Source organism: Streptomyces sp. NPDC048481 (assembly GCF_043200075.1).
Classification (GTDB): domain Bacteria; phylum Actinomycetota; class Actinomycetes; order Streptomycetales; family Streptomycetaceae; genus Streptomyces.
On record NZ_JBICXC010000012.1, the window covers coordinates 108,401 to 121,216 of the forward strand.

The 12,816-nt window shown below is 71.3% G+C and carries 10 protein-coding genes and 1 pseudogene; 6 read left to right on the forward strand and 5 right to left on the reverse strand.

The window, feature by feature from the left end; genetic code table 11:
- The first annotated feature begins 303 nt into the window (after positions 1-303).
- From ACGFSH_RS29315 to ACGFSH_RS29325, 3 genes are read left to right on the forward strand one after another with little or no spacing between them, the layout of a single operon-like run.
- Complete coding sequence (locus tag ACGFSH_RS29315; protein ID WP_393353717.1) at positions 304-1,524, forward strand: extracellular solute-binding protein; 1,221 nt, start codon at positions 304-306, stop codon at positions 1,522-1,524.
- Complete coding sequence (locus tag ACGFSH_RS29320; protein WP_393353719.1) at positions 1,496-2,446, forward strand: carbohydrate ABC transporter permease; 951 nt, start codon at positions 1,496-1,498, stop codon at positions 2,444-2,446. Before ACGFSH_RS29315 ends, ACGFSH_RS29320 begins: the two co-directional genes overlap by 29 nt.
- The gene (locus tag ACGFSH_RS29325; RefSeq protein WP_393353721.1) at positions 2,443-3,261 is read left to right on the forward strand and encodes a carbohydrate ABC transporter permease; all 819 of its coding nucleotides are present in this window, start codon (positions 2,443-2,445) and stop codon (positions 3,259-3,261) included. Before ACGFSH_RS29320 ends, ACGFSH_RS29325 begins: the two co-directional genes overlap by 4 nt.
- Before the next feature lie 133 nt (positions 3,262-3,394).
- On the opposite strand, the gene ACGFSH_RS29330 is transcribed toward ACGFSH_RS29325, so the two are convergent.
- On the reverse strand, positions 3,395-5,380 hold the full coding sequence (locus ACGFSH_RS29330) for an N-6 DNA methylase (RefSeq protein WP_393353723.1): 1,986 nt from the start codon (positions 5,378-5,380) through the stop codon (positions 3,395-3,397).
- Between the two features lie 301 nt (positions 5,381-5,681).
- Between ACGFSH_RS29330 and ACGFSH_RS29335 the strand changes: the two genes are divergently transcribed.
- The 3 genes from ACGFSH_RS29335 (at position 5,682) to ACGFSH_RS29345 (ending at position 8,708) form a co-directional block, all read left to right on the forward strand.
- Positions 5,682-7,976, forward strand: coding sequence for a CCA tRNA nucleotidyltransferase (locus ACGFSH_RS29335; protein ID WP_393353724.1), 2,295 nt, complete (start codon positions 5,682-5,684; stop codon positions 7,974-7,976).
- Positions 7,977-8,059: 83 nt separating this feature from the next.
- A complete protein-coding gene (locus tag ACGFSH_RS29340; protein WP_393353725.1) occupies positions 8,060-8,299 on the forward strand; it encodes a hypothetical protein in 240 nt (79 codons plus the stop codon).
- A gap of 61 nt (positions 8,300-8,360) precedes the next feature.
- Positions 8,361-8,708, forward strand: coding sequence for a deoxyxylulose-5-phosphate synthase (locus ACGFSH_RS29345; protein WP_393353726.1), 348 nt, complete (start codon positions 8,361-8,363; stop codon positions 8,706-8,708).
- 10 nt (positions 8,709-8,718) lie between these two features.
- Here the strand turns inward: ACGFSH_RS29345 and ACGFSH_RS29350 are convergent.
- The 4 genes and pseudogenes from ACGFSH_RS29350 to ACGFSH_RS29365 form a co-directional block, all read right to left on the reverse strand.
- Positions 8,719-8,962 (reverse strand): annotated as a pseudogene (locus tag ACGFSH_RS29350) (MerR family DNA-binding transcriptional regulator); the annotation flags it as partial.
- 135 nt (positions 8,963-9,097) lie between these two features.
- Positions 9,098-10,336 carry a glycoside hydrolase family 5 protein gene (locus ACGFSH_RS29355; protein WP_393353728.1) on the reverse strand — a complete coding sequence of 413 codons (1,239 nt, stop codon included), beginning with the start codon at positions 10,334-10,336 and terminating at the stop codon, positions 9,098-9,100.
- A gap of 101 nt (positions 10,337-10,437) precedes the next feature.
- Entirely contained in the window at positions 10,438-11,322 is an 885-nt protein-coding gene (locus ACGFSH_RS29360; protein WP_393353730.1) for an alpha/beta hydrolase family protein, read from the reverse strand.
- Between the two features lie 480 nt (positions 11,323-11,802).
- Complete coding sequence (locus ACGFSH_RS29365; RefSeq protein ID WP_393353731.1) at positions 11,803-12,651, reverse strand: alpha/beta fold hydrolase; 849 nt, start codon at positions 12,649-12,651, stop codon at positions 11,803-11,805.
- Positions 12,652-12,816 lie beyond the last annotated feature (165 nt).

A 12,816-nucleotide genomic window follows, 5' to 3' on the forward strand; every position in this document is an offset into this window, starting at 1 on the left:
AGGCGATGCCCGCCGCGGGACCGACGCGGACGCGACGACCGCTCCCGCGCCGCATACCCTCACGAGGCCGCCACGGGGCCTCCGCCCACCGCCCGGCTCTCCGGGACCGACACTCCGGCCACAGACGTCACTGGAAAAGGCACCACCACCATGATCACACCGAGAAGACCAGGACGACCGGAAGGGCCGGGACGACCCGTAAGCATGAGGATCTCGAACGCCCCGGACAACCGGAGAAGTCGGACCGGCCCGGGAGTCCGGAGAGGCCCGAGCCGCACGGGCCGGCGACGGGGAGGCGGACCGGTGGGGCGGCGGACGGCGGCTCTCCTGGGGGCCGTCGCCCTGGTGCTCGCGGTCGCCGGCTGCGGCGCCGGCGACGCATCCGGTGACAGGGTCACCTCCCTCACCGCGCTCGACTACTACTCCGACGCGGCGGAGCACGCCGACTGGGGCGAGCGGCTCTCCGCCTGCGGGCGGACGGTCGGTGTGAGGGTCGAGCACACGAGTGTTCCGGGGGCGTCACTGATCCCCAAGGTGCTTCAGCGGGCGTCGTCGCGGACGCTTCCGGACCTGCTGATGCTGGACAACCCCGACCTGCAGCAGATCGCCGCGACGGGCGCGCTCACACCGCTGGACCGCTACGGCATCGACACCCGCGGCTTCGCCCAGGGCATCCTGTCGGCGGGCACCTACCGGGGGAAGGTGTACGGACTGGCGCCCACCGTCAGCACGGTCGCCCTCGTCTACAACAAGGAGATGCTCGCCGAGGCCGGCGTCGCCGTGCCGAGGACCTGGGACGAGTTGAAGGCGGCCGCCGCCGAACTGACCCGCCCGGGGCGTTACGGGATGGCGGTCGACGCCGACGCCTCGTTCGAGGGGACCTGGCAGTTCCTGCCGTTCCTGTGGTCCAACGGCGGGGACGAGAGGCGGCTGGACAGCCCGCAGGCCGCGCAGGCGCTCCGGCTCTGGGCCGACCTGGTCCGCAGCGGATCCATGTCGAGGTCCGTGCTGAACTGGACCCAGGCCGACGTCCACGACCAGTTCGTCGCGGGCCGGACGGCCATGATGGTCAACGGTCCCTGGCGGATCTCCGCCCTGAACAAGGCCGGGAACCTGCACTGGGGTGTGGCTCCCCTCCCCGTGCGCCGGGCGGGGCAGACCCTCGTCACCCCGCTGGGCGGCGAGGTGTGGACGGTGCCGCGGAGCCCGTCCACGGCCCGGCAGAAGAAGGCCGCACAGGTACTGGCCTGCCTGAACGACCCCGCCCGCACGCTCGCGCTGGCCGAGCGGAACTTCACCGTGCCCTCACGTCCCGCGGTGGCCGCCAGGTACGCGCGGCGGACCCCGTCCATGGCGGTCTTCGTCGAGAGCGTCGCACGGGCCCGGGCCCGTACCGCGGAGCTGGGCGTGCGATGGCCCGCGGCCGCGACCGCCGTCTACACCGCGATCCAGTCCGCGCTGACGGGCGAACAGACACCTGAGGAAGCGCTCGGACATGCGCAGCAGACGGCGACCAGCCCCTGACGAGAACCGGCGCGCGGCCCGGACGCGCCTGCCGGAGCCGGTCGCCCGCTGGATGTTCGTCGCGCCCGCCGGGGTGTACCTCGCGCTGTTCCTCGGATACCCCGTCGTCAAGAACGTCGTGATGAGTTTTCAGCAGTACTCGATCGCCACGTTCTACACCGGTGAGGCGCCGTTCGTGGGACTGCGCAACTACGCGCAGGTCCTGTCGTCGGACCTGTTCTCCGAGGCCCTGCTGACGACGGCCCTGTTCACCGCGGGCTCGCTGGCCGGGCAGTTCGCGCTGGGGCTGGCCCTCGCCCTGTTCTTCCGGCGGCGCTTCCCGCTCGGCGGGGTGCTGCGGTCGCTCCTGCTGCTGCCGTGGCTGCTGCCGCTGGTCGCCTCCGGGGCCACGTGGAGGCGGATGCTCGACACCGACACGGGCGTCGTCAACGACGCGCTGCGCGGCCTGCACCTCGTGTCGTCCGGCGTGCCCTGGCTGACCGGCACCTCGGAGGCGCTGGTATCCGTGATCGTCGTCAACATCTGGGTGGGCGTGCCCTTCAACACCGCGATCCTGTACGCCGGGTTGCAGGACATCCCGACGCCGCTGTACGAGGCGGCGAGGATCGACGGAGCCGGTCCCGTGGCCACGTTCCGCCATGTCACCTGGCCCCTGCTGCGGCCCGTGGCCGGCGTCGTGCTGGTGCTGGGCGTGATGTACACGCTCAAGGCGCTGGACGTCGTCCTCGTCGTGACGGGCGGCGGCCCGGCCGGCGCCACCGAGACCCTCGCGACCCGGTCCTACGAACTGTCCTTCCGGCAGTTCGCGTTCGGGCGCGGCGCCGCCATGGGAAACCTGCTCATCGTCGTCTCGCTCGCCTGCGCCTTCCTCTACCTGCGCGCCAACCGGCGGGCCCAGCACGGCCGGGAGGCGATCCGGTGAGCCGCGCACCCGGACGCGGCCTGCTGTCCACCGTCATCGGGATCGTCCTGCTCGCGGTACTCCTCTTCCCGGTCTACTGGATGGTGAACGCCTCTCTCCAGCCGGCGGGCGGCGCCCTGCTGCGGACGGGATGGTTCCCCTCCCACCCGGACTTCAGCGGTTACGCCACCGCGTTGCGCGACCAAGGACGCAACCTCGTCACCAGCCTCGTCGTCGCCCTGGGCAGCATCGTGTTCAGCCTCGCGCTCGCCGCGCCGGCGGCCTACGCGCTCGCCTGGCTGCCCCTCCGGGGCGCGGGCGTGGTGCTCTTCGGTGTCCTGGTGACGCAGATGGTGCCGGGCATCGCGGTGGCCAACGCCCTGTACGGCGCCTACGAGGACCTGGGTCTCCTCGACTCCTACCCGGGCCTGATCCTCGCCGAGTCCACCGCCGGAGTGCCCTTCGCGATCATCGTTCTGCGCACGTCCATGCGGGGCATCCCCCGGGAGGTCGTCGAGGCGGCGCGCGTGGACGGCGCCGGGAGGTGGCGCACCTTCCGCTCCGTGGTGCTCCCGATGAGCGCGAACGCGCTGATCACCGCCGCCGTCTTCACCTTCCTCCTCGCCTGGAGCGACTTCCTCTTCGCGCTCACGCTGACCACCACGGAGACCGTCCGGCCGGTCACACTGGGGATCTACGACTACCTGGGCGCGCACACGAACCGGTGGAACGCCGTCATGGCCACCGCGGTCCTTGCCTCCGTACCGGCGGCCGTACTGCTCGTGCTCGCCCAGCGCCGCATCGCCGCCGGCGCCGCCGACGGAGCCGTCAGATGAGCCCGCACGGCCGGCAACCGGACCGCCCCGGCGTCCACTTCCGCACCGGCAAGGGCCACACGCGGCCGAGCACGACCCCGACCCCGACCCCGACCCTGAGCCGACCCCGGAGCCGGTGGCAGCCGGAAGAGGGTCAGGTGGTCGGTCCGCCTGTCGCGAGTCGGTCGCGCATGTCCTTCGCCAGCCCCTCGCCCGCCGTGCCGGCCGCGGTGAGCAGTGCCTCGAAGGCGCGCAGCCGGCGGAAGGTCTCGGCGTGGGCGCTCTGCTGCTCCAGGGGAAGCCGGAGGACCTGGAGACGCCGGATGTCGACCCTGGACGAGCTGGAGGCGTGGGTGCCGGCCTGACGCCCGTTGGCCGGCGCGCTCAGGCACCCGGCGAGGAAGTGGGGCTCCAGTTTTCCCGCGTCCACACGCAGGACGTGGAGCTGGGGGCCGAGGGCCACGGGCGGTCCCTCGTGGACCCATGCCCGGAACGCCCGCGCCACCCCGGCGACCACGACGTCGCCCTCCTCGGCGACGGTCTGGGCCGACCCGATGGGGACCGTCGCGCCGGGTGCGCCGTCGTTCAGGAGATCGGCGACGGTGAGGAGCGGAACGGCCGCACCGCCGGCCGGTGCCGTCGGCTCCGACGGCTGCCGGCCGGTGCGCAGTGTCAGCGCTCCCGCTGTGACGAGGTCGCCCACCGTGGTGGCCGTCCGCGCGTCCCCGGCCTCTGACGCGAGGGCGGACAGCAGCCGCGTGTGCTCGGCCAGATCGGTGAGCAGGGTCTCGAACTCGTTCCACCCGACGGTCAGTTCCTCACGGGACGGCCCGGCCGCCGCCGCGGTGTAGCGGCCCGGCGTGACGTCCACCTCGTCGTCGAGAAGGTCGAGCAGGGGCACTCGGGCCGCGCCCTGCGGCGGTTCCCGGTCCGGCCGGTCGAGGGTCGCCAGCGCGGCCAGCAAGAACGAACCGAGGCCGTCCCAGTCGGGGCTGGGTTCGCGCGCCCCCTCCGAGGCGAACCGGGTGGCGTCCACCAGGAGGGCTTCCTGGCTCGGGGGAGCGGCCGCCGGGCCGTCCGGGGTGGCCCGGAGGATCCACAACTGGAGTGACACGCTGTGCGGTTGGGCGCTGCCGGGGGGCAGGGAGACGACGGCGCGCAGCGCGCCCGTGCGCAGCAGGGAGCCGCGGACACGGCGGCCCGCCTTGCGTGCGGCGACGGCCGGCGGGAGGACGACCACGGCCGCCCCGCCCGGCTTCAGGTGGGCCAGCACATGCTGTACCCAGGCCAGTTCGGGCTCGGTGCGCGGCGGCAGGCCGTGCGTCCAGCGCCGGTCGGCGGCCAGCTCCGCGTAGCCCCAGTCGCGTCCGTTGAACGGAGGGTGGCACAGTGCGATGTCGGCCTTCGTTCCGGCGAAGGGGTCGTCCCGCAGCGAGTCGGCGCAGACGATCTGCGTCCGGATGTCGCGGTCCTCCGCGAGGAATTCGAGCCGGCCGGCCGTCAGCGCGGCCGGTGCCAGGTCCTTCTCGCACGCGAGCACCTCCAGCCCGGAGCCGCCGTACTCCCGCACGACCGCGGCGGCCAGGTGTCCGGTGCCGCACGCGGGATCGAGGAGGGTCAGTCCGTCCGTCGCCGGGCCGAGGCGCACGGCGAGGGCGATCCGGGCCATCAGCGCGGCGAGTTGCGGCGGCGTGGTGCCGAGCTGTCGGACGTGGGTCTCCAGCCATCGTCGCAGCAGGAACTCGAAGGTCTCCCGCGGCCCTTCCCTCCGTCCCACCTTCGCGGCGTCGGCCACCACATCACGTGCTCGCGCGGAGAGTTCGGGCGGCATGGTGCGCGTCCTGGGAAAGCGCATCCGGCGGCCCGCCGCGGCGACGGCCAGCCCCGACTCCGTGCGGCCGCCGAGCGCCTCGAACCGCGGCCACAGCAGCTCGCGTCCACCGACGTCCCTGTTTCTGCCGTTGTCGCGCAGCCATTGCTCGACCTCCGGCAGCGAGAACTGCGGGCTGACGTCGGTGCCCCCGATGCGGGCGGGGAAGGAATCGTGACGGCGGCGCCAGTTGCTCACGGCGGCCCGGCCGACGCCGGCGATCCGGGCGATCTCGGCCAGGCTGACGGGGACGGCTTCGTGGGCACTCATGGTTCAGGCTCCGAGGTCCTGGGCGGCCGGGCCGGTCGGCGTTCCCAGCGGCCGTTCATGCGGGAAGGCTACTACCCCTATTGACTCTGTTCACAGCGTGGAGGTTCCGACACTCCTGACTGAGCGCCACCGCAGGACCGGGACGCCCGCATTCACGCATCCCCTCTGCGGAACTCTTGTGAACTAAGTGCATGGAGCAGATACTGATGGCGTCCGGGATCCGGAGCCGGGAGCGGCATCGGTCCGACGAGGGCGAGGGGCGACGGACGCACTTTCGCGGGAGACGTGAGGGTGCGTGACGATGGCCTCGGCCGTGACCGAAGAGGACAACCGCAAGGTACAGACCGCCGTCCTGGGCGGATCCCAAGGCCATCGGCCCGTCTTCCTCCCCTACGAGAAGGAAGCCGCGCAACACCTGCGCAACCTGCGCGGCGCAGACGCGTTCAGCTGCGGCGTCCTCCTCGGAGGCTGCGGACAGGTGCTGACCCTGCGCGCCTGCGGCGACAGGAAATCCCACTTCGCCCACCGCCCGCCCGTGCGGTGCCGCCGCACAGCCGTCGGGGAGAGCAGCGCGGACCACCTGTACATCGGCGAGGCCCTCCTCGACTGGCTGCGCGGGCAGGGCCGTCCGAACGTCACGGTCGCCTACGTCCAGCAGACCCACGCCCGCAGCGACTCGCTCGAGATCCGCTTCGGCGCGAAAGGACGGCGCCGCCTCCTGCACGTACAGATGGTCCGCCGTTCGTTCTCCCAGTGGAAGGACGACGGAAGGAGGCTCGAAGCAGCGCCCGGCAAGAGCCGGATGATCCGCGCCTACGGGCCGGAGAGCGAACTCGCCCCCTACGAGGTGCAGGCCACCGGCCACGCGCTGCGCTTCCGCTGCGAGACGCGCGACGGCACACGAGTGGTGTCGATCGGTACGCAGTCGCCCGATCACGACGTTCGGTGGACGACCCTCGACCGGTGCCGCCTCAGCGACCTCGGACTGGTGACGCCGTTCCTCGAACCGGCCCCGGCCGGCGACGCCCTGCGTCTCAAGAGCACGCCGGGAGCCGCGGCGCCGGCGCCGCGGCCTCCCCGGCAGGCGACCGCACGGAACGCGGGACGAGGCCGGCGGCAGCAGCCGGCCGATGCGCCCTCGCCGACAGGACCGCCCGGGTCCGCGCAGGAAGGTCCCGTCGATCCCCGGGCGACGGCCGCACGGGCGGCGCTCCCGCCGCTCGTCGACGACCTCCTGCACCGCTTCACCTCCGCCGGGCTCACGCTCAGCCTGGTCGGGGAGTCCGTGCGCCAGGCCCTGGTGGGCGCCGTCGGAAGGGAACTCGACTTCGTCACGGACTCCGACGCGGGGCGGATACGGCAGATCGTCGACGGCTGGGCACACGAACTCCCCGCCAGCGAAGACGACGCACACCGCCTTGTCACCTTGCGCAAGCAGTCGGACGGCGCCGACCACACCCTGCGGATCCACCCGCGCCCGGAGCGCTCGCACGACCGGTCCTGGACCGCACGGCGCGCCGAGCACCGCAAGGCGCTGGAGAAGTACCTGCGCCGCAGCGACTTCACCGTGGACGCCATGGCGCTCGGACTGTCGCACGTGACCCTGACGGACCCCTTCGGCGGCCTCGAGGACCTGGAGCGCCGCGTCCTGCGCACACCACGGGAGCCCAGGGCGGCGACCGTCAACGACCCGGCGCTGATGCTCCGCGTGGTCCGTCGCGCCGCCCGGCTCGGCTTCGAACCGGTCCCGGAACTGAAGGACGCGATGCGCGCGGCGGCGAGCCGGGTCACCGAGGTCCCCGCCGAACAGGTGCGGGACGACCTCACCGCCACCCTGCTCGCACCCCGTCCCGGCACCGGACTGCGCCTGCTGGTCGACACCGGACTCGCCGGGCACGTCCTGCCGGAGCTGCCCGCACTGCGGTTCGAGAGCGCGGGGCATCACCGCCACAAGGACATCTACGAACACACGCTGACCGTCCTGGACCAGGCCGTCGCCCTCGAAACGGAAGGGCCCGACCTGACGCTGCGCTGGGCCGCGCTGCTCCACGACATCGGCACGCCACGCACCCGCCGGACCGGACGCAACGGCCGGGTCACCTTCCACCACCACGAGGCGGTGGGCGCCAAGATGGCACGCAGGCGACTGCGGATCCTGCGCTGCCCGGACCAGCTCATCGCGGACGTCGCCCGCCTGGTGGAACTGCACGTCCGGTTCCACGGCTATCTCGACGACGAGTGGACCGACCCCGCGGTGCGCCGCTACGTCCGCGACGCCGGCCCGCTCCTCGACCGGCTGCACAGACTCACCCGCGCCGACTGCACCACCCGTGACCATCGCAAGGCCCGTGCGCTCGCCCGTGCCTACGACTCCCTGGAGGAACGCATCGAGCGCCTTGCCGCCGAGGACGCACGGCAGGCCGCCCGACCGGACCTCAACGGCCACCAGATCATGGATATCCTCGGCATGCGTCCCGGGCCCGAACTCGGACGCGCCTGTGCCTATCTGCGGGACCTCCGCATCGAGAAGGGCCCGATGGACTTCGAGACGGCCAGGGACGCGCTGCTGGAATGGCGAGCCCGAGGCGACAGCTGACGCTAGCCGCCCGGCCGGCCGGCACACCCCCCTCCGCCCGGCCCCGCCGATCGCTGACCTCCGACCGCTCACGGAGTTGCTTCGTGCCCCGACCCCGCCGTGCCGCGGGCGCCGCCCTGCTCGCCGCCGCCGTGCTCGCCGTCGGCGGCTGCGGCAGCGACACCGAACCTTCAAAGGACGCCGAGCCGTGGGCGTCCGCCGTCTACTACTCGGAAGGAGCGACCGAGGACGGAGCCGTGGGCGACTACACGGGAAAGGTCAGACAGATCTCGCTCTCCACCGGCGCCGACGACCCCGGCGCGTCAGGCCAACTGACCTGCTGACACCGACCCGTCGGACCGAAATCCCGTCGAGTTCCGCCGGTACGGCGCCTACCCTGCTGACATGTCCCACGGGAAGACCTCGTACGTCTGCCTGCCCTGCCGGGCCAGGTACAAGCAGCCCCACGACAGCGCCAGAGAGCGGACCTGCCCCCGCTGCGCGCGGCCGCTGATCCACGTGGGCTCCGCCTTCGCCGCACCCCGCCGCCGGGACACCGCGGCCTGGCGAACGCTCTCCGTGCTCCTGCACGCCGGCATCCGCTTCCACAAGAGCTGCTGCGGCGGCCCCGGTCACCGCCCCCGCACACCGAGGGAGGTCCGCGAACGGATGACCTACGCCCGGCGCAGCGGCGAACCCTTCGCCAGGTCACTGGTCCGGTACGAGGTACCGCCCGCGCCACCCCTGAGGTGACGGCGCGCGCCGTGCACCAGGTCCGTGTCGGCGCCGGACCAGGCGGCCAGCACGAGCCGGATGTCGGCCAGCGGCATGCTCGCCCGGCGCAGCCGGGCCGGCAACCGGGCCTCCTTCAACTGGCCCGGTTCGTACCAGCGGTAGCCGCTGACCGGGTCCACCCAGGCGGGGACCAGCACACCGGCCCGGTCGTAGAACCGCAACGCGCTCACGCTCAGTCCGCCGTCCCGGGCCAGCTCCCCGATGCTGTGCATGTCGTTCTCCACACCCGGAACTCTGAGCCCTCGACAAGGTAGAGGGTCAAGCCGGGCCGGTCCGGGCGGTGATCCGGCCCGCTTCCTGACCCGCGCCCACCGTAGGCCGCTCCCGTCGCCGGGGCTCCGGTGCCGCTATGCGCCCGGGGTGAGGGCCGGGGCCGCGGTACGGCCGGAGACGCCGCTCATGATGGCGTCGATGACGCCCTGCTGCGTCACCTTCAGGGAGCGCCGGTCGAACAGCCCGAACCCGTAGCGGTCCGTCGCGCCGTTGTCCCAGTAGACGGGGGCCGCGCCGTATTTCCTGGCCGTGGCCGTGACGGCCCGTGCGAAGTCCGCACGATACCTGTTGTTCGAGGAATCGAAGGACGACTTGTCGATGGCGCCGAACTCACCGACGACCACCGGGTACCCCTTCGTGACGAACGCGTCGTGCATCGCCTTCAACTGCGCGTCCAGATAATCTTCCTGCCCCCAGGTCGATTTCTTCGACGGATCGGTGGCCGCCCGTCCCCATTGGGTGGTGTTGCCGCTTTCTTCCCCGGCGAAGTCCCAAGGGGCGTAATGGTGGACGGAGATCATGATGCGCCGCTCGCCGGCGGGGACGGTCGATGCGCGGTACCGGTCGGACGGGAGCGTGAAGCCGTAGTTTCCGGCCGTGTAGTCGATGTTCGTGTTCCAGCCGGCGACGAGCAGCCACCTCGACGCGTTGTTGCCGCCCGTTTTCCGCACGGTGTCCACGAAGATCTGGTTGTAGCCGTTGATGTTGGAGTAACACGGTTGGGTGGGGTTGCCGTACTGTCCGTCGAACTCCTCGTTCATGGACTCCAGGATCAGCCGGTCGTCGTAGTTCCTGAACTTGTTCGCGATCTGCTGCCAAGCTTTCTGGTATTTGGCCTTGATCGTCGTCTGGGAGGAGGAATCACAGATCAGCCAGGAGCCGTTGACGCTTTTGTAGCCGTCGCCGTGCATATTGATCAGCACATGCAGGCCCCTGTTGTAGGCGTAGTCGACGACCTGCTGGACCCTGGTCAGCCAGGAGGGATTGATCGTGTAGTCCGGGCCGGCTCCGATGGATCCCAGGTACGAGACCGGGATTCTGATCGTCCTGAACCCTGCCGCCCTGACCTTGTCGATGAGGGCCTGCGTCACGGCCGGCTGCCCCCAAGCCGTCTCGTTGGGATAACCGTTGACGGTGGCTTCGAGTTGGTTCCCCAGATTCCATCCCGCACCCATGTCGGCCACGATCTGCGAGGCGCTCGACCGTGCCGTGGAATGGGCCGACGCCTGTTGTGCCGCGCCGTACGCCGACGCGGTCAGTGCCAACAGGACGGCAAGGAACGCGGATCTGGTCTTCCCCGCTGGTGAAACCATGTGCCTTCCTTTCGTTTTTCCAGCCCGGCCCCATCGGATCAGCCTGTGGCGGTCCGGGCGGTCCGGGCGGTCCGGGCGGTCCGGGCGGTCCGAAGAGTTCCTCAGCCGAGTGCGGCTTCCCAGGTGGTGGTGCTGGAGCTGGCGTCGGTGCGGAGGCGGTCGCGGGCGGTGGTGTCGCCGTACAGGCTGAAGCGCATCCAGTCCACGATGGTGGCGACCGTCCGGGAGTCGCCGAAGTAGTTGCTGTGGCCCGCGCCCTTGAAGGTGAGGAAGGCCTTGGGGGTGGGCAGTTCGCGGTAGGCCTGGCGGGCCGAGGAGAGGGGGCAGGTGGTGTCCCGGTCGCCGTGCGTGAAGAGGACCTTGGCGTGCACCGAAGGGCTCGGATCGCCCATGTCCACGCAGGACATGGGGACGGCGGCGGTGATCCGCGCGTCCGGCCAGGCGGTCAGCAGGCCGTGTGTGGTCATGCCGCCCATCGAGTGGCCGGAGACGCCGACGCCGACCGCCGTGTCGAGGTGGCCCGCGAGCGGGTCGGCGGCGGTGTTCAGGGCGAGGGTGCGGGTGACGACCTCGGAGACGTCCTTGGACTGGTTGCCGTTGTAGACGTCCTGGCCGCTGAGGTTGGCGAAGTAGGGGGCCGGCACGACGAACCCCGCCTCGGCCAGCGGACGGATGACGGCCAGGGACTTCTGCGGGCTGCTGCTGAAGCCGTGCATGAACTCGCAGACCGGGAAGACGCCTTGCGCGACGGGGGCGTTGGTGACCGGTGAGCCGCCGGGAGTGCCGGTGGCGGGGTAGTAGACGTAGGTGGTCCACCGGCGGCTGCCGCGTTTCCAGGTGTACGGGCGGACACCGACCGCGAACCGCCGCGTCGGAGCCGGGGCGCGCACGCCGGCGTGTGCCGGGCCTGCGCCGAGCAGGGACATGCCTGCACCCGCGGCGCCTGACGCGCTCAGGGCCAGGAAGCTGCGCCGTTGCATGGACATCGGGACTCCAGGTGTGGGGGTGGGGGAGCCGTGGAGGGATGGCCGAGTCGGCCTGTCGCACCGGGGGAGGGCGCTGCGACCCTGCCCGGTGGTGGCGACTGGCTGATGCTGTGGGCTGCTGCACTGCTGTGCATTGCACTGCGTTGAGTTGCACTGCGTTGCGCGAGCCGGGAGAAGGCGGGACGGCATGCCCGTCACCGTCGGCCGACCGTGAACTCCGCACGGAATACGCTCTTCACGTCCGTCCGACGGCCTGTCTGGGGGCCTCGCTGACGGAGTGCAGGGAAATTCCGCAGAAGCGTGGCAGAGGTGTGGTTGCCATTCCTTTCATTCAACCGGGCGCGGATGCCTAACCTCTGGGAGCGTTCCCACGCGACGTGCAACAGTCAGATTCCCGATCGAGTGCCGGTCTGTCAATCATTGGCGCTCAACTCGGTTGTCTTCGACACGTATTCGACGAATCACGTGCGGGCGAGGGCGTTATGGGGTCGCCGACGGGTCCTTCAGGAGTTCCCGGACGCGTGTCGCGTAGGCCCGCGGGTGGCTGGTGTTCCCGTTGTGGCCGCCGGGCAGTTCCTGAAGTTCGCGGCCGAGTCGTGCCGCGAGGGCGGTTGCGCAGTGGTAGTCGAAGACGGTGCGCGGTGTGGTGCGTCCGGCCGCCGGGATGATGTGCGTGCCGGTGCTTCGCAGGGCGGCGACGTCGAGCGTGTCGTGGACGACCGCCGTGAAGTCGTGCCGGATGAAGAAGTCGAAATTGGCCGTGCGCCGGGCGTTCATGGGCTGGGGTGTCAGGTCCGGCTCGGCGTCCCCGTTCCTCGGATCGATGCCCAGGGTCCGGGCGATCTCCGGGAGGGCGGCGCCGAGGCCCTTGCGGAGATAGAGAGCCCGCAGGGCGCCGAGTTCGTGCTCGTGGCGGGCGCGTTCGGCGTCGGGCAGCAGGCGCGGCGCGACGGGTTCGTGGGCGATGAGGACGCCGATCTGTCCGGGGTGCCGCGTGACCGCATGCAGGCCGATGACGGCGCCGAGGCTGCAGCCGAGCATCAGCGCCGGACTGTCCGTGAGCGAGGCCAGGAGGTGGTGGACGTCATCGGCGTGCTCGGTGAGCGTCACTCCCCGCTCGGGGTCGTCGAGTCGGCTGCGCGAGAGCCCGCGTCGGTCGTAGGTGACCACCGTGTAGGAGTCGGCGAGGCGGGCGACGAGGTCGGTGCTGCGGTCGGCGTCGCCTTCGCCGCTCTGCGAGATCAGCAGCAGGGGGCCGGTGCCCCGCACCTGGAAGTGAAGCTTCGCGCCGGGAACGGCGAGCGAGCCGGTGGTCGCGGTCGTGGACATGGTGATCCCCCTCGTGGGCGACGGTCCATCCGTCGGCTCCTGCGTCGAACGTAGTCCATCTATCCAGATGTATCAATACAGATGCATCAGGATAGATGGATCGAGGGAGATTGATTGAGGTCGATGGATCCGTTTCGATGTAGCTTGGGAGTGTGGACGGAGTCG